The sequence below is a fragment of the Ancalomicrobiaceae bacterium S20 genome (genome assembly GCA_040269895.1).
GTDB classification, from domain to species: domain Bacteria; phylum Pseudomonadota; class Alphaproteobacteria; order Rhizobiales; family Ancalomicrobiaceae; genus Methyloraptor; species Methyloraptor flagellatus.
Genome location: CP158568.1, coordinates 4,515,502 through 4,536,238, shown reverse-complemented (window position 1 = coordinate 4,536,238; position 20,737 = coordinate 4,515,502). Strand labels below are relative to the sequence as shown.

At 68.1% G+C, this 20,737-nt stretch carries 22 protein-coding genes and 1 pseudogene; 18 read left to right on the top strand and 5 right to left on the bottom strand.

The features are described from left to right. Nucleotides 1-151: 151 nt before the first annotated feature. The 15 genes from ABS361_20505 (at nt 152) to ABS361_20435 (ending at nt 13,172) form a co-directional block, all read left to right on the top strand. Nucleotides 152-955, top strand: a complete 804-nt coding sequence (locus ABS361_20505) for a Bax inhibitor-1/YccA family protein (protein XBY46971.1) — start codon at nt 152-154, stop codon at nt 953-955. A gap of 223 nt (nt 956-1,178) precedes the next feature. Then, complete coding sequence (locus tag ABS361_20500) at nt 1,179-2,063, top strand: DMT family transporter (GenBank protein ID XBY44369.1); 885 nt, start codon at nt 1,179-1,181, stop codon at nt 2,061-2,063. A gap of 40 nt (nt 2,064-2,103) precedes the next feature. After that, nucleotides 2,104-2,283 carry a hypothetical protein gene (locus ABS361_20495; protein ID XBY44368.1) on the top strand — a complete coding sequence of 60 codons (180 nt, stop codon included), beginning with the start codon at nt 2,104-2,106 and terminating at the stop codon, nt 2,281-2,283. A 6-nt stretch (nt 2,284-2,289) separates the two neighbouring features. Then, nucleotides 2,290-2,589: a type II toxin-antitoxin system RelE/ParE family toxin gene (locus tag ABS361_20490; protein XBY44367.1), complete on the top strand. Its 300-nt coding sequence runs from the start codon at nt 2,290-2,292 to the stop codon at nt 2,587-2,589. 125 nt (nt 2,590-2,714) lie between these two features. After that, nucleotides 2,715-4,394 (top strand): acyl-CoA dehydrogenase family protein, encoded by a 1,680-nt coding sequence (locus tag ABS361_20485; protein ID XBY44366.1) that lies wholly within the window; start codon nt 2,715-2,717, stop codon nt 4,392-4,394. Between the two features lie 504 nt (nt 4,395-4,898). Then, on the top strand, nt 4,899-5,747 hold the full coding sequence (locus tag ABS361_20480; GenBank protein XBY44365.1) for an SDR family oxidoreductase: 849 nt from the start codon (nt 4,899-4,901) through the stop codon (nt 5,745-5,747). Between the two features lie 117 nt (nt 5,748-5,864). Continuing rightward, nucleotides 5,865-6,056 (top strand): twin transmembrane helix small protein, encoded by a 192-nt coding sequence (locus ABS361_20475; protein ID XBY44364.1) that lies wholly within the window; start codon nt 5,865-5,867, stop codon nt 6,054-6,056. Between the two features lie 171 nt (nt 6,057-6,227). Further along, nucleotides 6,228-6,806, top strand: coding sequence for a cob(I)yrinic acid a,c-diamide adenosyltransferase (locus ABS361_20470; protein XBY44363.1), 579 nt, complete (start codon nt 6,228-6,230; stop codon nt 6,804-6,806). Between the two features lie 179 nt (nt 6,807-6,985). Next, nucleotides 6,986-7,714: a rhomboid family intramembrane serine protease gene (locus tag ABS361_20465; GenBank protein XBY44362.1), complete on the top strand. Its 729-nt coding sequence runs from the start codon at nt 6,986-6,988 to the stop codon at nt 7,712-7,714. 227 nt (nt 7,715-7,941) lie between these two features. Then, nucleotides 7,942-8,691, top strand: coding sequence for an electron transfer flavoprotein subunit beta/FixA family protein (locus ABS361_20460; protein ID XBY44361.1), 750 nt, complete (start codon nt 7,942-7,944; stop codon nt 8,689-8,691). Between the two features lie 20 nt (nt 8,692-8,711). Then, the gene (locus ABS361_20455) at nt 8,712-9,656 is read left to right on the top strand and encodes an electron transfer flavoprotein subunit alpha/FixB family protein (protein XBY44360.1); all 945 of its coding nucleotides are present in this window, start codon (nt 8,712-8,714) and stop codon (nt 9,654-9,656) included. A 347-nt stretch (nt 9,657-10,003) separates the two neighbouring features. Beyond that, a complete protein-coding gene (locus ABS361_20450) occupies nt 10,004-10,885 on the top strand; it encodes a 3-hydroxybutyryl-CoA dehydrogenase (GenBank protein XBY44359.1) in 882 nt (293 codons plus the stop codon). Between the two features lie 153 nt (nt 10,886-11,038). After that, on the top strand, nt 11,039-11,548 hold the full coding sequence (locus ABS361_20445) for a hypothetical protein (protein XBY44358.1): 510 nt from the start codon (nt 11,039-11,041) through the stop codon (nt 11,546-11,548). Nucleotides 11,549-11,641: 93 nt separating this feature from the next. Further along, a complete protein-coding gene (locus tag ABS361_20440; GenBank protein XBY44357.1) occupies nt 11,642-12,748 on the top strand; it encodes an AMP-binding protein in 1,107 nt (368 codons plus the stop codon). After that, nucleotides 12,735-13,172: a hypothetical protein gene (locus ABS361_20435; protein ID XBY44356.1), complete on the top strand. Its 438-nt coding sequence runs from the start codon at nt 12,735-12,737 to the stop codon at nt 13,170-13,172. Before ABS361_20440 ends, ABS361_20435 begins: the two co-directional genes overlap by 14 nt. Nucleotides 13,173-13,207: 35 nt before the next feature. On the opposite strand, the gene ABS361_20430 is transcribed toward ABS361_20435, so the two are convergent. Next, on the bottom strand, nt 13,208-14,095 hold the full coding sequence (locus ABS361_20430; GenBank protein XBY44355.1) for an EamA family transporter: 888 nt from the start codon (nt 14,093-14,095) through the stop codon (nt 13,208-13,210). Between the two features lie 235 nt (nt 14,096-14,330). Here ABS361_20430 and ABS361_20425 point away from each other — a divergent pair, with 235 nt between their 5' ends. Then, nucleotides 14,331-15,203, top strand: a complete 873-nt coding sequence (locus tag ABS361_20425) for an EamA family transporter (protein ID XBY44354.1) — start codon at nt 14,331-14,333, stop codon at nt 15,201-15,203. 3 nt (nt 15,204-15,206) lie between these two features. Here ABS361_20425 and ABS361_20420 read toward each other — a convergent pair whose 3' ends face one another. Both ABS361_20420 and gloB read right to left on the bottom strand, forming a co-directional pair. Continuing rightward, on the bottom strand, nt 15,207-15,656 hold the full coding sequence (locus ABS361_20420) for a cupin domain-containing protein (protein XBY44353.1): 450 nt from the start codon (nt 15,654-15,656) through the stop codon (nt 15,207-15,209). An 8-nt stretch (nt 15,657-15,664) separates the two neighbouring features. Further along, the gene (gene gloB / locus ABS361_20415) at nt 15,665-16,459 is read right to left on the bottom strand and encodes a hydroxyacylglutathione hydrolase (GenBank protein XBY44352.1); all 795 of its coding nucleotides are present in this window, start codon (nt 16,457-16,459) and stop codon (nt 15,665-15,667) included. A 179-nt stretch (nt 16,460-16,638) separates the two neighbouring features. Here gloB and ABS361_20410 point away from each other — a divergent pair. Both ABS361_20410 and ABS361_20405 read left to right on the top strand, forming a co-directional pair. Beyond that, a pseudogene (locus ABS361_20410) lies at nt 16,639-17,438 on the top strand (class I SAM-dependent methyltransferase). Between the two features lie 54 nt (nt 17,439-17,492). Continuing rightward, a complete protein-coding gene (locus ABS361_20405; GenBank protein ID XBY44351.1) occupies nt 17,493-18,812 on the top strand; it encodes a pilus assembly protein TadG-related protein in 1,320 nt (439 codons plus the stop codon). Nucleotides 18,813-18,878: 66 nt separating this feature from the next. Here ABS361_20405 and metW read toward each other — a convergent pair whose 3' ends face one another. Next, the gene (gene metW, locus ABS361_20400; GenBank protein XBY44350.1) at nt 18,879-19,544 is read right to left on the bottom strand and encodes a methionine biosynthesis protein MetW; all 666 of its coding nucleotides are present in this window, start codon (nt 19,542-19,544) and stop codon (nt 18,879-18,881) included. Further along, the gene (locus tag ABS361_20395) at nt 19,541-20,737 is read right to left on the bottom strand and encodes a homoserine O-acetyltransferase (GenBank protein XBY44349.1); all 1,197 of its coding nucleotides are present in this window, start codon (nt 20,735-20,737) and stop codon (nt 19,541-19,543) included. The genes metW and ABS361_20395 overlap by 4 nt, the downstream gene beginning before the upstream one ends.

The following is a 20,737-nucleotide window of genomic DNA, read 5'->3' as shown; positions in this document are numbered from 1 at the left end:
GCGCTCCGTTTACCTTGCGCCATGCGATCAGGACAATTGCTGACATTTTCCTGACCATCGGACGATCGCCGCCTTGCGAACGTCACGGTCCCGAACCATATTCCCATTGCCGTCAATGTGACGGCGATCCGAGGATGGACCCTTCGAGAGGATTTCGACGATGTCGAACTACACCAACCCGCAGGCGCGGTTCGGCTCGACCGCGACGCGGAGCGACCTGGGGATCGACCAGGGCCTGCGCGCGTACATGATTTCGATCTACAACTATATGGCGATCGGCGTTGCGATCACCGGCCTCGCGGCCATGATCGTCTACAGCCTGTCGGTCACCACGCCTGGCGCCGCCGACGCGGTCGCCAACGTCGGCCGCGGCATGGCGCTGACGCAGGTCGGCTACGCCCTGTTCGTCAGCCCGCTGAAGTACGTGATCATGCTGGCCCCGATCGGCCTCGTGTTCCTGCTCGGCTTCCGCGTCGACCGCATGCAGCCGACCACGGCCCAGGGCGTGTTCTGGCTCTACGCGGCGCTCGTCGGTGTGTCGCTCGCGACGATCTTCCTGGTCTACACCCATGCGTCGATCGCCCGCGTGTTCTTCATCTCCGCCGCGTCCTTCGCGGGTCTGTCGCTCTACGGCTACACGACCCAGCGCTCGCTGTCGGGCATGGGCTCGTTCCTGATGATGGGCCTGATCGGCATCATCATCGCCGGTCTCGTGAACATCTTCTTGGCCTCGAGCGCGCTGCAGTTCGCGATCTCGGTGATCGGCGTTCTCGTGTTCGCGGGCCTCACCGCCTACGACACGCAGCGCCTGAAGGAAGAGTACATCTACGCCATCCAGGGCGCCGACGAGGCGACCATCGGCCGCTCGGCCGTGATGGGTGCGCTGTCGCTGTACCTGAACTTCATCAACCTGTTCATGATGCTGCTGCAGCTGTTCGGCCAGAAGCAGGAGTGATCCTCGGCCGGTCAGGACAAGGTCCTCGGATTGAGGCGCGGGCGCGAGCCCGCGCCTCTTCCGTTTCAGGGCTTCGGTTTCAGGTTCTTCGGTTTCAGGCGCACCCGGTCTGCGACCGGCTTGCCACCGGACCGGGATCGACCGGGCGATCTCCGCGCGCGGCATAGGTCATGATCCGTTTGCGATCGTTGTCGGCATTGGCGGGACCGTCTAGACCGAGAGAATGATCAGTCGTCCGGTCCTGCTCGCCTTCGTTCCCGCCGTCTTCGTGTTCCTGTGGTCGACAGGCTGGGTCGTCGCACGCGTCGCCGCGCCCCATGCCGAGCCGCTGACCTTCCTGCTCGTGCGATTCTCGATCGCCGGCGTGCTGCTCGCCGGCATCTCCGTCGCGAGCGGTGCGCCCTGGCCGCGCGATCCGAAGACGCTCGGCCATGCGATGCTCTCCGGCGTCCTGATCCACGCGCTCTATCTGGCCGGCGTCTGGTGGGCGGTGGCACAGGGCGTGCCGGCGGGGCTCTCGGCCCTGATCGCGGCCCTGCAGCCGCTGTTCACCGCCTGCCTCGCCCCCGCACTCGCCGGCGAGACGATCTCGCGCAAGCGCTGGGCCGGCCTCGGCCTCGGCCTCGCCGGCATCCTGCTCGCGCTCGAGCCGAAACTCGCCACCATCAATGCCGCGAACCTCGCCCCCGTCGCCGGCCCGCTCGCCGTCAACGTCGTCTCGATGGTGGCGGTGACCGTCGGCACCTTCCATCAGAAGCGCCATGTCGCGACCGCCGACCTGCGCGTGGTCGCGACGCTGCAATATGCCGGCGCGGTGCTGATGATGATCCCGCTCGCGCTCGGCTTCGAGCACCTGCGCATCGACTGGACCCCGGCCGCGATCGGCGCCATGGCCTGGTCGGTGCTGGCCCTGTCGATCGGCGCCATCGGCCTCCTGCTGCTGCTGATCCGCACCGGCGAGGTCAGCCGCGCCGCGACGCTGATCTACCTCGTCCCCCCGACCGCGGCCGTGCAGGCCTATCTCCTGGTCGGCGAGACCCTGGTGCCGATCCAGATCGTCGGCATGGCGGTGACGGCGTTGGGCGTGGCGCTGGCCAGCCGGGGGTGATGGGTCTAAACTGGCCGAAGCCAACCCTCGGAGGCGGATCATGCCCCTCGCGCCGCGCCACCGGAATGACGATCGCTATCGCGACGAACTCGACGAAGCATTGCGCTCGATCGAAAGCGGTGTCGGCCATTCCTCCGAGCAGGTGTTCGACTGGCTCCGCAGTTGGGGAACCGCCGACGAGAAGCCGTCACCGCAACCGGATCTCGGCCCGAAGCGCTGACATCCAATGCGGATCGTGTTCAGCCGGCCAGCGAAGCGCGACCTCGACGATCTTCGGGTCCACCTTGGTTCTATCAGCCCACGTGGGCTCGCGAATGTCGCGGCTGCGCTCGAGCGACGGATCCTTAATCTCGGCGACGAGCCGATGTCGGGGCGAGCGACGCCGCATCCACTGGTCCGGGAAGTGGTCGAACCGCGTTATGGGTTTGTGATCCCATATACGATCCGGGACGAGGCGCTATACATCCTTCGGATCTACAGCACGCGTCGCCAGCCTCTCGACTACGACGAGATCGAGCTGCCCTGAACCTCGCGTCCCTGCGCTGTTTCGCCTCCTTAAGGCGCATTGCGAAAAACCGACGCGTACCTATTCTCCCGCGCTGCAACAGATTGAATGACCGGTCGCCGGACCGCTGCCCCGGGAGGAAAACCATGTCGCTCGCCGCCGCTCGCCCCACCGCCGCGTTCGAACCGCTCGCCGCCTATCCGGCGATCGTCGCCGCCGTCGACGGCCTCGTCGCCAAGGCGAAGGATCGCGTGCGGGCGAAGGTCACCAAGGACGGCAAGATCTCCTCCGCGCTCGTCGATGCCGAGCAGCGCGCCGCCCACGGCCTCGCCTGGCTCGCGACCTATGCGGAATCGCTGCGCGAGATGGCGGCCTATGCCGAACGCATGTCCGGCCTCGGCCGCTATGGCGAGATCGAGCGGCTGATCACCGAAATCGCCTTCGGCGAATATCTCGGCCAGATCTTCGGCGGCATCCCGATGAGCCAGGGCGAGATCGTCCGCCTGTCGGATCTCGGCCTGACGGCGGAAGACGCCGCCGCCGCGCGCATCGCCGACGTCGAGGCGATGATCGCGAGCGGCAACACCGCCGCCAACCGCGCCGGCCTCGTCGCGGCGATGAAGTCGCTCGACGGCGCCATCACCATCGGCGACACCGGCCTTGAGGAGACCTACGAGCAGTTCCGCGAGGAAATGCGCAAGTTCGCCCTCGACGAGGTGATCCCGCACGCCCACGAGTGGCACCTGGAGAACGCCTATATCCCGCTCGAGGTGATCGGCAAGCTCGCCGAGCTCGGCGTGTTCGGCCTGACCATCCCGGAGGAATTCGGCGGCCTCGGCCTCGGCAAGGAGTCGATGTGCGTCGTCTCCGAGGAGTTGTCCCGCGGCTATATCGGCGTCGGCTCGCTCGGCACGCGCTCCGAGATCGCGGCCGAGCTGATCCTGTGCGGCGGTACCGAGGCGCAGAAGGCCGAATGGCTGCCGAAGATCGCCTCCGGCGAAGTGCTGCCGACCGCCGTGTTCACCGAGCCGAACACCGGCTCGGACCTCGGCTCGCTGCGCACGCGTGCGGTGAAGAAGGGCGAGACCTATGAGATCACCGGCAACAAGACCTGGATCACCCATCCGGTCCGCGCCGACGTGATGACCGTGCTCGCCCGCACCAACCCGGACACCACCGACTGGCGCGGCCTGTCGATGTTCCTCGCCCCGAAGCCGCGCGGCACGGACGAGAACCCGTTCCCGGCCAAGGGCATGACCGGCGGCGAGATCGAGGTGCTCGGCTATCGCGGCATGAAGGAATACGAAATCGGCTTCGACGGCTTCGAGGTGCCGGCGGCGAATCTGCTCGGCGGTGTCGAGGGCCAGGGCTTCAAGCAGCTCATGCAGACCTTCGAGAGCGCCCGCATCCAGACCGCCGCCCGCGCGGTCGGCGTGGCCCAGTCCGCACTCGACCTCGGCCTGCGCTATGCGCAGGAGCGCGTGCAGTTCGGCAAGCCGCTGATCGACTTCCCGCGCATCGCCGACAAGCTCGCCATGATGGCGGTCGAGGTGATGATCGCCCGGCAGCTGACCTATTTCTCGGCCCGTCAGAAGGACCACGACAAGCGCTGCGACGTCGAGGCCGGTATGGCCAAGCTGCTCGGCGCCCGCGTCGCTTGGGCTGCGGCTGACAACGCGCTGCAGATCCACGGCGGCAACGGTTTCGCGCTCGAATACCCGGTGAGCCGCGTGCTCTGCGATGCGCGCATCCTCAACATCTTCGAGGGCGCGGCCGAGATTCAGGCGCAGGTGATTGCGCGCCGCCTGCTGGATAGCGGCAACTGACGCGAGCACCGGCCGCAGAGGTAGCCTCAGGCGAGCCGCAACGGACAGTCGCCCCCTGAAAATCCAGGGGTTGGCATTATTGCTGCAAAAGCGATGATGGCGTCACGGTTCGGGTTCAGGGGATCCCGTCCGTTACCTTCTCTCAAGCCGGTCGAGCTCTCGCTCGACCGGCCTTTTTCTTTTCAACGCTGGCGCGAGCGACGCAAGAACTGCGTCGAGCGACGGGTCGCGGCGTGGTTAACGACGTTAACGTCCCCGCACCGCCTGCGTTTACCTTCCGATGCACTATCGCTTGTCAGCTTGCCGTGACTTTGGCAATGTCCAGACACACACGGTCATCGCATACTCCATTTCAAACCGGCCGACGGAAACGTCGGCCGGTTTTGATTCATGACCCCGGTTTCCCTGGCCAAAGGCTCCCGTGCCACCGTCTCCCGTGCTAGAGGCGTAGCCGACCGCAGGCCGACGCCGGCGCGGACCGCGTCTCAGCGCCAGGAGATCCCGATGACCGCCGCCGTGCCTCGCAGCATCCTGATCACGGGCGCCTCCTCCGGGATCGGCCACGCCGCCGCGATCGGGCTCCGGGCGCGCGGCTACCGCGTCTTCGCCACCGCCCGCCGGGACGAGGATCTCCGCGCCCTCGAGGCCGCGGGCGTCGAGGCCCTGTTCCTCGACTATCGCGACGGCGCCAGCATCGCCGCTGCCGCCGAGACCGTGCTCGCCCGCACCGACGGCCGTCTCTACGGCCTGTTCAACAACGGCGCCTATGGCCAACCGGGCGCAGTCGAGGACCTGACCACCGACGTGCTGCGCATGCAGTTCGAGGCCAATCTCTTCGGCTGGCACGACCTGACCCGCCGCGTGATCCCGGCCATGCGCGCCGCCGGCGAGGGCCGTATCGTGCAGTGCTCGTCGGTTCTCGGCATCATCGCGATGAAGTACCGCGGCGCCTACAACGCCTCGAAACACGCGCTCGAAGGCCTGACCGACACGCTCAGGCTGGAACTCGACGGCACCGGCATCAAGGTCGTCTCGATCCGTCCCGGCCCGATCGCGACCCGCTTCGTGCCCAATGCGATGGCGATGTTCCACGCCAACATCGACATTGATGCCTCCGCTCATCGCGACATATACCGGCGCCGGCTGGAGCGCATGGCGCGCGGCGGCGCGAGCCGCTTCAAGCTCGGACCGGAAGCCGTGGTCGCCAAACTCGTCGTCGCGCTGGAACACCCGAACCCGGCCCCGGCTTATGCCGTGACCCTGCCGACGCACGTGATGGGCCTCGCCCGCCGATTCCTGCCGGAGCGCTGGCGCTCGGCCCTGCTCGGCCGGCTGTCCGACGCCGAGGCATGAGCGCTCGACGAAAGTGATGCGGCACGACCTTTCTGAGCCGGCATCGCCGCGCTAGGTTCCGCTGCGCCGTTTCGGCCCATGATCCCTCCGCCCCTTCGCGCAACCGAGTGCACTCCGATGGCCGGCTTCTTCTACCACCTCGTTCCCTTCGCCATCGGCGCGGTCATCATCGTGCTCGCCATGGGCCTGTTCAATCTGCTGCGCGGCGGCAGCGCCAACACCAGCCAGACGCTGATGCGCTGGCGCATCGGCCTGCAGGCGATCGCGCTGGTCATCATCATGATCGCGATCGCGCTGATGGACCGCTGAGCCGCCGGCGCGGCCGTTAGCGCCGGCCCGACCGAGCCCGCCGCGACGATCGGTCCGCCCCTTGCCCTTTTCTGTGCGAGCGGGATCGGCGATGGTCCGAGCCTCGGCCGGCCTCGTAAGACGCGGGCCCGCAAAATCGATCCGACGAGAACTGATCCGACGAGAACCCCGATGGTCGTCCTCAATCGCATCTACACCCGCACCGGCGACGACGGCACCACCGCGCTGTCGACCGGCGAGCGCCGCCCGAAGTTCGACCTGCGCATCGAGGCCTATGGCACGGTCGACGAGACCAACGCCGCAGTGGGTCTAGCACGGCTGCACACGGCGACGGCCCATCCCGCGGTCGATGCCATGCTCGGCCGGATCCAGAACGACCTGTTCGATCTCGGCGCCGATCTCGCCACGCCCGAGGGCAAGGAACTCGCCTGGACGCCGATCCGCGTCACCATGGCGCAGGTCGAGCGCGTCGAGGCCGACATCGACACGCTCAACGCCGATCTGAAGCCGCTGCGCTCCTTCGTCCTGCCCGGCGGCAGCCCGGCCGCCGCCTACCTGCACCTCGCCCGCACGGTCTCGCGCCGCGCCGAGCGTCTGATGGTGGCGCTCGCCAAATCCGAGGACGAGATTGTCGGCGAGGCCGCGCTCAAGTACATGAACCGGCTGTCGGATTTCTTCTTCGTCGCCAGCCGCTGGGTCAACGGCTGCGGCGCGGCCGACGTGCTCTGGGTGCCCGGCCAGAACCGCTGAGCCTCGCGCGGCGAGACCGGCCGAACGCGCAGGCATAGACCCGACCGGTCCGGTCGGGCCCCGGCGCTGCGCTGCTGCGCGCAAGCCGACCTCGACGGTCGTGCTGAAGCATGGTTGGCTCAGGCTGAACCACGGCGCCCACGAATCGAGGTCGGCGCCGGATCGGACGGGGCTCGCCGATGTTCGTTCCACTCTATGATTTCAATCCCTTGCGCCATATCCGGGTGCCCTTCGTCACCTGGACGATCATCGCGCTCAACCTGATCGTCTACGGCATCGGCTTCACCGGCTGGGTCTATGGCGGACAGCAGGGGATCGAAGTGTCGTTCGGCGTGATTCCGAGCGTCATCGAGGGCACGCGCCGGCTGCCGAAGATCTACGATCTGGTCGCGCCGCACTGGACGCTGGCGACCTACGCCTTCGTCCACGGCGGCTTCATGCATCTGCTGGGCAACCTGCTGTTCCTGTTCGTGTTCGGCGACAATGTCGAGGATGCGATGGGCCATGTGCGCTTCGCGCTGTTCTTCCTGCTATCGGCGGCCTTCGCCGGCCTCGCCCATGTGATCGCGCACCCGGCCTCCGACCTGCCGCTGGTCGGCGCCTCCGGTGCCGTCGCCGCGGTGGTCTCGGCCTACCTCCTGCTGCATCCGCGCGTGAAGGTCTGGGTGCTGGCGCTCGGCCGGCTTCCGCTGCCGCTCGCCGCCTGGATGGTGCTCGGCTTCTGGGCCCTGATGCAGGTCTACATGGTCGCGGTGCAGACCGAGGACGACGTCGCCTGGTGGGCGCATGTCGGCGGCCTCATCTCCGGCGCCGTGCTGGTGGTGCTGTTCCGCCGCGCCGGCGTACCGCTGTTCGACCGGGGGCTGGATCTCGCCCGCGCCGAAGAACTCACGCGGGCCGAGGCGTGAGCCGGGCGGCGCACCGGCGGGAGCCCCGCGGCCATCGGACCGCGCGCCGATGCCGCACCGCAAAATTTGCGCCTTTCGGGCGAATTGACTCGCCCCCTCTTCGTCATTAGCGTCCGCGCCACCTTCAACGTGTCGCGCTCGGAAAAGTGTTGCCCAATAGGGTAGGCTACGAGCGTCGATCGCGAACGATAGCCGGCCGAACCGGCTTCTCCACGGAGACCTCGCCCATGAAGATCCTGGTGCCCGTGAAACGGGTGGTCGACTACAACGTCAAGATTCGCGTCAAGCCGGACGGCTCGGGCGTCGATCTCGCCAACGTCAAGATGTCCATGAACCCCTTCGACGAAATCGCCGTCGAAGAGGCGATCCGCCTGAAGGAAAAGGGCGTCGCGACCGAGATCGTGGTCGTGTCGATCGGCCCGGCGCAGGCCGCCGAGACGCTGCGCACCGGCCTCGCCATGGGTGCCGACCGCGGCATCCTGGTCAAGACCGACGAAACCACCGAGCCGCTCGCCGTCGCCAAGATCCTCAAGGGCGTCGTCGAGGCCGAGGCCCCGGGCCTCGTCATCCTCGGCAAGCAGGCGATCGACGACGACATGGGCCAGACCGGCCAGATGCTCGCCGCGCTGCTCGGCTGGGCCCAGGGCACCTTCGCCTCCAAGCTGACCGTCGAGGGCGAGACGCTCGCCATCACCCGTGAGGTCGACGGCGGCCTGCAGTCGATCGCGCTGAAGCTGCCGGCGATCGTGACGACCGACCTGCGCCTCAACGAGCCGCGCTACGCGTCGCTGCCGAACATCATGAAGGCGAAGAAGAAGCCGATCGACGAGAAGACCCCGGCGGACTTCGGCGTCGATGTGGCGCCGCGCCTCAAGGTGCTCAAGACCGTCGAGCCGCCGGCGCGCAAGGCCGGCGTCAAGGTCGGCTCGGTCGCCGATCTGGTCGGCAAGCTCAAGAACGAAGCCGGCGTGATCTGAGAAGGAAGGATTTGACCACCATGACCGTTCTTCTCATCGCTGAACACGACAACGCCACCCTGCGCGACGCCACCAACAAGGCGCTGACCGCGGCGCTGGCGATCGGCGGCGACGTGCATGTGCTCGTCGCCGGCAAGAACGCCCGCGGCGCGGCCGAAGCCGCCGCCAAGCTCTCGGGCGTCTCGAAGGTCCTCCTCGCCGAGGCCGACGAGCTCGAGCAGCGCCTGGCCGAGCCCTATGCGGCGCTGATCGTGTCGCTCGCCGGTGGCTACGACGCCATCGTCGGCCCGGCCACCTCGGCGGCCAAGAACGTCCTGCCGCGCGTCGCCGCGCTCATCGACGTCATGCAGATCTCCGACGTGACCAAGGTTGTCTCCGCCGACACGTTCGAGCGGCCGATCTACGCCGGCAACGCGATCCAGACCGTGCAGTCGACCGATCCGAAGAAGATCGTCACCGTCCGCACCGCCGCCTTCCAGGCGACCGGCGAGGGTGGCTCGGCCGCGATCGAGACCGTCTCGGCCGCCGCCAATCCGGGCCTGTCGACCTTCGTCGGCGAGGAGCTGTCGAAGTCCGACCGTCCGGAACTGACCTCGGCCAAGATCATCGTCTCCGGTGGTCGCGCGATGCAGAGCCGCGAGAACTTCACGACCTACATCGAGCCGGTCGCCGACAAGCTCGGCGCCGCCATCGGTGCCTCGCGCGCCGCGGTCGATGCGGGCTACGCCCCGAACGACTGGCAGGTCGGCCAGACCGGCAAGGTCGTCGCCCCCGAGCTCTACGTCGCGGTCGGCATTTCCGGCGCGATCCAGCATCTCGCGGGCATGAAGGACAGCAAGGTCATCGTCGCGATCAACAAGGACGAAGAGGCGCCGATCTTCCAGGTCGCCGACTACGGCCTGGTCGCCGACCTCTACACCGCCCTGCCCGAGCTCGCGGCCGAGCTCGGCAAGCTCGGCCGCTGAGCCGAGACCACGCGATCGGGATCGCGCCCGGCCATCGGGCGCGATCTCCCTCGACGCGACGTCGATGCGACATCGGCGGCGCGAGCTTGGCCTCCCGATCTCGGCGGCCGACCGCAGCAACAAGGGCTTGCCGAACACCTCTGTTGCTGCGATGCAATGCCCTTATCGGATGATCGCGCGACACTTGCCGTTCGCTGACGCCCGAGGAAGAATGCGCCCGCTCGCTCAGCCGGAATGTCCGGGGACGAGAGGGTGATCGAGAGCGCTGATCCGCGTCGTGTCCGGCTGGACCGCGCGGTGCTCAGGCTCTGAGAGATTTGTCGGTTGGAACGGAGACCGGAACCGTCATGGCGTTCGAGATCAAGAAAGTCGGCGTGATCGGTGCCGGTCAGATGGGCAACGGCATTGCCCATGTCTGTTCGGTCGCCGGCTATGACGTCGCGCTCAACGACATCTCGCCCGAGCGGATCCAATCGGGTCTGGCGACCATCAACGGCAACATGGCCCGGCAGGTGAATCGGGGCGCCCTCAGCGACGCCGAACGCGTCGCGGCGCTGACCCGGATCAAGGCGGCCGAGAATCTCGATGCCCTCTCCGACTGCGACCTCGTGATCGAGGCCGCGACCGAGAACGAGCAGATCAAGCGCAAGATCCTGCAGCAGCTCTGCCCGGTGCTGAAGCCCGAGGCGCTGCTCGCCACCAACACCTCGTCGATCTCGATCACGCGGCTCGCCGCCGCGACCGATCGGCCGGAGAAGTTCGTCGGCGTTCACTTCATGAACCCTGTGCCGCTGATGCAGCTCGTCGAGCTGGTCCGGGGCATCGCCACCGACGACCACACCTTCGACCTCTGCAAGCGCTTCGTCGCCCGCCTCGGCAAGACCTCGACGGTCGCCGAGGACTTCCCGGCCTTCATCGTCAACCGCATCCTGCTGCCGATGATCAACGAGGCGATCTACACGCTCTACGAGGGTGTCGGATCGGTCGACGCGATCGACACCGCGATGCGGCTCGGCGCCAATCACCCGATGGGCCCGCTGCAGCTCGCCGACTTCATCGGCCTCGACACCTGCCTGTCGATCATGCAGGTGCTCTACGAAGGCTTGGCGGATTCGAAGTACCGCCCCTGCCCGCTCCTGGTGAAATACGTCGAGGCCGGCTGGCTCGGCCGCAAGACCCAGCGCGGCTTCTACGACTATCGCGGCGAGCGCCCGGTCCCGACCCGCTGAGCCGATCCGCGCGGCGGCGGATCGATGCTGCTTCGCACGATCCCGGTAACGATTGAGCAATCGTTACCGGACGGCGCGGCCCGATATTAACCAATCGTTGACGCTACCGGCCGACAGTGATCCTGCATCACCGCGTCGTGCGCCGGAGCAGTCATGGCCGTCGGGTCGCTCTACAACTATTACCGAGCCCAGAACGCTCGCCTGCGCGCCTACAACAAGCAGGTGCTGGACAGCTATGACAGCCAGGTCGCGGGCCTCGGCTTGGCGTTGTTCGGCACGCTGCAGAATGCCGGCGCGTCTTCGGTTTCCAACGGCTGGAAGGTCGCCCAGAAGCGCATCGCGGCCGAGCAGCAGAAGAAGATCGATGCAGCGCTCAAGGATCTGCAGGGCACGCAGGCGCTGATCAACGCGCCGACGACGCCATCGAGCTCCAGCGTTTCCGTGTCGAGCTCGACCGATGTGGCCAGTTCCTCTTCCACGACGGCAACCTCCGCGAGTTCCTCGGCCACCGCCGCCAGTTCCACCACCGCCACGGGGGCTTCCACGACGGTGACGCCGGCAGCAGCGACCGACACCTCGTCGACGACCGCCAGTGCGACGAGCTCGGCCGCGACGACCACGCCCCCTGCAGCGCCCGGCAGCTCGGTGAACGTCGTCGCCTGAGCGCGCCGCGAAAGCGCCCCGAGGCCACGACATCCGCAACCGCGACCAAGGTGCGACTGGCCGAGCCCGTGTCGTCCGGGCATGATCCCGGCCATGAATGCACCCGCACTGTCGGAAATCCCGAGCCGCTTCAATCTCGCCCGCCACTGTCTCGCGCACGCCGAGGCGCGCCGCGACAAGCCCGCGCTCGTGGTCGTCGAGGGCCCCGCGGCCCGCGTGGTCGAGACATGGAGCCATGGCGCGGTCGCCGGAGCCGTCCGCCGGGTCGCCGGTGGCCTGCGTGAGACGGGCCTGCGACCGGGCGAACGCGTGCTGCTCCGGGTCGGCAACACCTCGACCTTCCCGCTCTTGTTCTTCGGCGCGATCGCCGCCGGCCTCGCGCCGATCCCGACCTCGACGCAGCTCACCGAACGCGAGGTCGACCTGATCCTCGCCGATTCCGGTGCGCGGCTCGTGCTCGGCGACGGCTCCGGCGCGATGCCCTCCGACCCCGGGATAGCAACGGTCTTCGGCCCGGCCGAGATCGAGTGGCTGTTCGCGGCCGCGGCCGCGGACTTCGCCGACACGGGGGCCGACGACCTGGCTTTCCTGGTCTATACCTCGGGCACCAGCGGTCGGCCGAAGGGCGTCGCCCATGCGCAACGTGCGATCCTCGGCCGCCGGCCGATGATCGACGGCTGGTACGGCCTGCTGCCCGAAGACCGGCTGTTCCACGCCGGCGCCTTCAACTGGACCTACACGCTCGGCGCCGGCCTGATGGACCCCTGGGCCATGGGCGCGACCAGCATCGTGCATCTGGGCGACCGGCCACCCGAGGCATGGCCGGATATTCTCGAGGCGACCGACGCGACGCTGTTCGCCGCCGTGCCGGGGCTCTATCGGCGCATCCTGAAGTATGGCGCGATCACGCCCGACCGCTTCCCCGCGCTCCGCCATGGTCTGACCGCCGGCGAGGCGCTGAAGCCCGCCCTGCATCGCGATTGGCTCGAGGCGACCGGCCGGCCGCTCTATGAGGCGCTCGGCATGAGCGAGATCTCGACCTATGTCTCGTCCGGCCCGCAAGTGCCGACCCGCCCCGGCAGTCCCGGCAAGCCCCAGGCCGGCCGCCGCGTGGCGGTGCTGCCGGGGATGAGGAGGCGCCGGACGCGGCGACGCCGCTGCCCGCGGGCGAGACGGGGTGCTGGCCGTGCATCGCTCTGACCCCGGCCTGATGCTCGGTTATTGGCATTTGCCCGAAGAGACCGCGGCGGCGTTTCGCGGCGACTGGTTCCTGACCGGCGACCTCGCCCGTTTCGACGCCGACGGCTACCTCTGGTACGAGGGCCGCGCCGACGACCAGATGAACGCCTTCGGCTATCGGGTCGCGCCGGAAGAGGTCGAGCGCGCTTTGGCCGAGCACCCGGACGTCGCCGAGGTCGCGGTCGTCGAGACCCGCGCCGGCGAGGTCTCGATCGTCACCGCCTTCGTGGTGCCGCGCGCCGACGCGACGCCCGACCCCGCCGGGCTCGAGGCGCTCGCCGCCGATCGCCTCGCCGACTACAAGCGCCCGCGCCGCTACGTCTTCGTCGAGGAACTGCCGCGCACCGGCTCCGGCAAGGTGCTCCGCCGCGCACTTCGGGCCTGATCAACGGGGCGCCCGGCCACGCTCCGGGCGATGCTTCACGCCGCTCGCCGCGGCCGGAGCCAGGTCACGATGCGTGGGCCGAACACGTTGATCGCCACGCCGGCAAGCACGATGGCGCAGCCGACGAACACGCCCGGCCCGAACCGTTCGCCGAGGAAGATCATGCCGCCGGAAATGCCGAAGACCGGCACGAGCAGCGCGAAGGGCGACACCATCGCAGCCGGATAGCGCGACAAGAGCACCGCCGACATGCCGAAGCCGAAGTCGGTCGCGATCCAGCCGAGGCTCGCGATCGCGATCACCGTGCCCATGGACGTGTGTGTCAGCGCGTCTGCGAAGGCCTGCGGTCCGTCGAGCAGCAGCGACAGGGCAATGAGCGGGATCGGCGGGATCAGGCTCGACCAGATCACGAACGGGATCATCTCGATGCGGCCGGCCCGCTTGGTGACGAGATTGCCGAAGGCCCAGCCGACCGCGGCGAGCACCGTCATCAGGAACGGCACCAGCGGCACGTGGCCGCCGCGCGCGAAGGCCAGCACGACGATGCCCGCGATGGCGACGCCGCAGCCGATATATTGCAGCCGGGTCGGGCGCTCGCCGAGGAACAAGCCGGCGAGCAGCATCGTGAAGGCGACCTGGATCTGGATCACCACCGAGGCGAGCCCCGCCGGCATGCCCTGCCGGATCGCCACGAACAGGAACCCGAACTGCACGACGCCGATCGCAAACCCATAGCCGAACAGCGTGCGGAACGGCGTCTTCGGGCGCGGCACGAAGAAGACGGCCGGCACCGCGGCGAGGAAGAAGCGCCCCGCCGAGGCGAGCAGCGGCGGCATGCCCTCGCCGCCGAGCTTCACGGCAACGAAGCTCAGCCCCCACACGGCGGCGATCACGACGGCGAGGATGACATCGCGGGGCGACATGCCGGGCTCCGGATGAGGGCCGCGCGCGGGAGCGCGGCGAACGTGGACGGGATCGGGACCGCGACCGTAGCCGGCTGCCCAATCCATAGCCATCCTGCCCTCGCGCGGAGCACCCGCGCAATTTCACATACGTGGCGCCCTTGAAACATCGACGGGCATCCATGGTTCCGCTATGGAACGGCCGTATCGCGCCCCGCCTCGCCAACGACAATTCCGACCCGAGCAACCTCCACCCATGACGCCCCGCACCCTCGCGACCCTCATAGGCCTGTCGGCAGTCGGCATGTGGTCCCTGCTCGGCCTGATGGCCGCCGCCTCCGGCACGGTCCCGGCCTTCCAGATGAACGCGATGGCCTTCGGCATCTCCGGCATCACCGCGACCGCGATCCTGGTCGCGACCGGCCGGGCCGGCGCCTTGCGGCAGCCCTGGCCCGTCTGGGCGCTCGGCGTCGGCGGCCTGTTCGGCTTCCACTTCCTCTATTTCACCTCGCTGCGCCTCGCCCCGCCGGTCGAGGCCAATCTGGTGAACTACACCTGGCCGCTGCTGATCGTGCTGTTCTCCGGCTTCCTGCCCGGCGAGCGGCTGAAGCCGCACCATGTGATCGGCGCGCTGCTCGGCCTCGCCGGCGCGGCGCTGATCGTCACCAAGGGCAAGAGCCTGTCGATCGCACCGGAACATGCGCTCGGCTATGTCGCGGCGATCGGTTCGGCGCTGACCTGGTCGAGCTACTCGGTCGCCTCGCGCCGGTTCGGCTCGGTGCCGACCGCCGCCGTCGCCGGCTTCTGTCTCGCCACCTCCGCGCTGTCGCTGGTCTGCCACCTCGCCTGGGAGACGACCGTCTGGCCGCAGGGCGCGGTGCAATGGGCGGCGGTGGTCGGGCTCGGCCTGTTCCCGGTCGGCCTCGCCTTCTTCGTCTGGGACCATGGCGTCAAGCGCGGCGACATCCAGATCCTGGGCGCGGCGAGCTATCTGTCGCCGCTCCTGTCGACGCTGTTCCTGATCCTCGCCGGCTACGGCGCCTTCACCTCGATCATCGTCGCGGCCGCCGTGCTGATCACCGGCGGCGCGCTCGTCGCCTCGAAGGATCTGCTGTTCAAGCGATCCTGACGATCAGTCGGACCGGCCGGCGCGCGGCCGCGGCCGCCAGTCCGGCGGCGCCAGTTCAAAACCCTCGAACCGGAACGCCGGCGCCACCGTGCAGCCGACCAGCGTCCAGGCCCCGAGGCTCTCGGCGGTCTGCCAGGCGTTCTTCGGCACGATCGCCTGCGGCCGCTCGCCGCCGAGGAGATTGCCGCCGAGCCGGACCGACCACGCATCGTGGCCGTTCTCCGAGACCGTCAGCGCCAGCGGCGCGCCGGCATACCAGTGCCAGGTCTCGACCGCATCGACCCGATGCCACGCCGAGACCTCGCCGGCCGGCAGCAGGAAATAGATCGCCGTCGAGTGGCTGCGCCCATCGACGCCGTCGGGATCGCGATAGGTCTCGCGGAAATAGCCGCCCTCCGGATGGCGGGCGAGCCCGAGCATGTCGACGATCTGCGCCGCACTGAGATCCTGCATCGCCGCCCTCACCGGAACGAGTTGCGCTTCTCGCGCAGCACCGCGAACACCTGGACCGGATCCGCATCGGCGCCGAAACCCGCTGCCGCGCGGAACGCCGGATCGGCGGCCCGCAGGAACGGGTTGATCGCGATCTCGCGCTCGACGGTGGTCACGGCGAAAAAGCCGCCGGGACCCGCCGCCTTCTTCTCGGCCAGGATCGCCTCGAGCTGCGGATCGTGCGGCGTCACCGACAGCGCGAAGCGCACGTTGGTCATGCCGTAGTCGTGTCCGACGTGCAGCCGCGTCTCCGCCGGCAGGCCGCGGAGCTTGCCGAGCGAGGCCCACATCTCCGCGGGCGTGCCCTCGAACAGCCGGCCGCAGCCCATCTCGAACAGCGTATCGCCGACAAAGGCGGCCTTCGCCGACGGGATATGGAAGCTGATGTGCCCGACCGTGTGGCCGGGCGTCTCGAGCACGGTGACGGCATCGCCGCCGAAATCGAAGCTCTCGCCTTCCGCGACCAGGAGATCGAGATCGGCGATCCGGTGTGCATCGGCGCGGGCGCCGATCACGCGGGCGCCGTAGCGGGCCTTCAGCGCCGGAATGCCCTCGACGTGGTCGCCGTGGTGATGCGTCACGAAGATGTCGGTGAGCCGGAGCCCGGCCTTGTCGAGCCGCGCCGCCACCGCCTCGGCGTCCGGCGCATCGATCGTTGCGACCCGTCCGCTCGCCTTCGAGCGCAGGATCACCCCGGCATTGTCCTCGCGCAGCCGGAAGACCTCGATCGCGATGGGGGATGACGCCTCGTTTTCCTCGAGCATCGTGTCTGGTCTCCACGGGTTTGGTGATTACGTAACATCGCGGTACGAACATGGCCATCATGGCAGCGCCCCGCGGCTGAATCACGACGACGCGGCAGGCGTTCCGAGCAAGACAGATTTTCGTCGGGCCCCGGTTTCGACGAGACGAACATCCGAAGGCACAGGGAACAACAGCCCCCATGTATCTGGACGTCGTCGATCTGAGGAACTTTTACGGCGAGCCGCTCGGCCGGCTGGTCCGCCGCGTGCTGCGCGCCCGGCTGACCGCCATGTGGCCGAAGGTCGCCGGCGACCGCGTCATGGGTCTCGGCTACGCCACGCCCTATCTCCGGCCGTTCCGCGACCAGGCCGAGCGCGTCATCGGCTTGATGCCGGCGCCGCAGGGCGTCGTGAACTGGCCCTCCGAAGGGCCCTCCGCCACCGCGCTCGTCCACGAGGATGCGCTGCCGCTGCCCGATTCCTCGATCGACCGCGCGCTGCTCGTCCATTGCCTGGAGATGGCCGAAAACCCTCCGACGTGCTGCGCGAGGTCTGGCGGGTGCTGGCGCCCGGCGGCCGGCTGATCGCCGTGGTGCCGAACCGCTCGGGATTGTGGGCCCGCATGGAAACGACGCCGTTCGGCCACGGCCGGCCGTTCTCGCGCGGCCAGCTCGACCGGCTGCTCAAGGAGACGCTCTATTCGCCGATCGACTGGACCGGCGCGCTCTACATGGCGCCGTTCGAACGGTCGTTCCTGATCCGCTCCGGCGTCGCCTTCGAGCGTGTCGGCGGCCGGCTCTGGCCGGCCCTGTCGGGCGTGGTGATCGTCGAGGCGACCAAGCAGCTCTACCAGGGCCTGCCGGCACGCGCGCGAACCCGTGCAAGGCTTTTGCCGCTGTTTCGGCCGGTGCCGGTGCTGGTCCCGAACGGCATCTCGCCGACGCCGGTCGGCCGTGCGGCCCGGCCCGACCCCGACACGACGCCGCCGGCGACGTGCTGACCTGCATATACCCAAGCGGAAGCACCGAATTTCGAAGATGACGTCAATGATTTAGTGAATTTTCGATGGCAAGACTCCGCCAGGCGACCAAGCGGATCATACCAGGTGCTTGTCATCAGAAACATCGTGAAAAGATTGTGGCGGTCCGAACGCGGCAATGTTGCCGTCACATTCGGATTGCTGGCCCTGCCGCTGATCATGGTCGGTGGCTTGGCCATCGACTACACGCGTATGACCTCGGCGCAGACCCGGCTCGACAAGGCCGCGGACAGCGCCGCGCTGGCCGCCGTCGCCCAGAATGCCGGCACGAGTCCGACCCTCGCCACCCGAAAGTCGACCGGCGAGCAGACCTTCGTTCAGAATGCCACCGTCGGCAATAACGCAACGTACACCTACAGCGTGGTCGTCACCCAGGCCAATCTGACCCTGACCGCCAAGGCGACATACACCGCGACCGTGCCGTTGATCTTCGGCAATCTCATCGGCATGGCCTCGACCACGATTTCGGGCTCGTCCTCCGCGACCTCGAGCCTGCCCCCCTACATCGACGTCTACCTGATGATCGATACCTCCGGCTCGATGGCCCTGGGCGCGAGCCAGGCCGACATCGACCAGTTGATGAGCAAGACCGGCTGCGCCTTCGCCTGCCACGACGGTTCGTCGTCCTATTGGGTGAACGGCAAGTGGACCGACAGCTACGGCTACGCGATTGCCAACAATATCTCGCTGCGGTTCCAGATCGTGAACCAGGGCATCCAGAACCTGATCCAGGTCGCCACCCAGTCGAACTCGCCGACACCGAAAATCCGGTTGGCGCTCTACGGTTTCGACGTCAACCTCAACCAGCTCGCGACGATCACCTATAACTTCACGCAGATCCAGAACAACTACCCCTCGACGCCATCGTCCTCGGGCGAGAGCGACGGCGCGACCCATTTCAACGAAAACATCACGGCGATGCTCAACGCGGTCGGCACCGGCGGTGACGGCTCGACGCAGGCCACCGCGAAGAAGCTGCTGATCATCGCGACCGACGGCGTCCAGGATCCGGGCCGTTTCTGGACCTGGAACCTGCCCTATCGGGCGCAGGTCGACGTCCTCGACACGAGCTTCTGCAAGACCGCCGCGAGCAAGAACGTCTCGGTCGGCTTTGTGCACACGCCGTATCTGCCGATGGCCTGGGACTGGGGCTACAACGCCACCCTCGGCATGCCGAGCCAGCACGGCGGCAGTGGCACCCGCGACGACGACGTCGAGCCGATGCTGCGCGCCTGCGCCGGCAATCTCTATCTGAAGGCCAGCGACACGCAGGGCATCAAGGACGCCTTCGTGAAGATCTTCCAGAACTTCTCGTCGCCGCGCATCACGAACTGATCCGGGCGATGCGTCAGCGCGAGCGGGCCGCGGCGCCCGCCCGTCAGCGCTGAAGAGCGTCGCGGCTCACGCCTTGCGGCGCCGGAGCACGAACACGGCCTGCTCGCCGAACAGGTTCCAGAACCACCACGGCGCGTTGATCGAGATCTTCTGCCCGGCGCCATTGAGCGCGATCGCCTTCTCCATCACCGCATCGACGTCGGGCTCCTTGGTGAGCTCGACGAAGTCGCGGATCGTGCAGAAGTGGATGTTCGGCGTCTCGTACCAGGCGACCGGCAGGTTGTCCGTCACCGGCATGCGGCCCCGAAACAGGATCTGCAGCCGCATCGGCCAGTGCCCGAAGTTCGGCAGCGACACGATCGCATGCTTGCCGATGCGCAGGAGGTGCTTCAGCACCTCCTTCGGGCGCTGGGTCGCCTGCAGCGTCTGGCTCAGGATCACCGTGTCGAAGGCATCGTCCGGGTAATAGACGAGGTCGCTGTCGGCGTCGCCCTGGATCACCGACAGACCACGCCCGACGCATTCGTTGACGCCGGCCTGGCTGAGCTCGATGCCGCGGCCGTCGACGCGCTTCTCGCGCGCCAGCAGTTCGAGCAGCGCGCCGTCGCCGCAGCCGATGTCGAGCACGCGGCTGCCGGGCGCGACCAGATCGGCGATCGCGCGCAGGTCGCCGCGCGCAGCGGCACGGGCGGCGACGGTCGCCGAGACGGGGTCGAGGGCGAGGTCGGTCATCGCGCGCCCTCCTTCAGGCCCCGCGCCCGCGCGGCCGAGGCAATGAAACCGTTGACGATCTTGAACATCTCCGGCTCGTCGAGCAGGAACGCGTCGTGGCCGCGGTCGGTGACGATCTCCGCGAAGGAGACGCTCGCCCCGCCGGCATTGAGCGCATGCACGACCGAGCGGCTCTCGGTGGTCGGGAACAGCCAGTCGGAGGTGAAGCTCATCACGCAGAAGCGCGTCTTCGTGCCCTTGAAGGCGTTGGCGAGCACGCCGCCATGGTCGGCGGCGAGATCGAAATAATCCATCGCCCGGGTCATGTAGAGGTAGGAGTTGGCGTCGAAACGGTCGACGAAGGTCATGCCCTGGTGGCGCAGGTAGCTCTCGATCTGGAAATCGCTGTCGAAGCCGAAGGTCGGCTTGTCGCGATCCTGCAGCCGCCGGCCGAACTTGCGATGCAGCACCGCCTCCGACAGGTAGGTGATGTGCGCCGCCATGCGCGCGACCGCGAGCCCCTTGCGCGGGCTGACGTCGAAGTCGAGATAGCGCCCGCCGCGCCAGTCCGGATCGGCCATGACCGCCTGCCGGCCGACCTCGTGGAAGGCGATGTTCTGCGAGGAATGCCGCGGGCCGGTGGCGATCGGCAGGCAGGCGAACACGCGCTCCGGATAGGAGGCGGCCCATTGCAGCACCTGCATGCCGCCCATCGAGCCGCCGATCACCAGGAACAGCTCGCCGATGCCGAAACTGTCGACCAGCGCGGCCTGCGCGCGCACCATGTCGCGAATGGTGATCACCGGCAGGTCGAGACCGTAGGGCTTACCCGTCGCGGGATTGGTCGAGGCTGGACCGGTGGTGCCGAGGCAGCCGCCGAGCACGTTCGCGCAGATCACGAAGTAGCGGTCGGTATCGATCGGCTTGCCCGGGCCGATCATCGAGGTCCACCAGCCCGGCTTGCCGGTGACCGGATGGGTATTGCCGACATGCTGGTCGCCGGTCAGCGCATGGCAGACGAGCACGGCGTTCGACTTGTCGGCATTGAGCGCGCCGTAGGTCTGGTACGCGATCTGCCAGGGCGCGATGGCGACGCCGGCGTCGAGCATCAGTGCGCGGTCCGTGCCGAAGCGCGCGACCGGGCTCGACGGATCGTCGGCTTCGCGGCGCCGCGCCAGGGAAACGGTGTCTTCGGTCGGCCTAAGTTCGGTCAT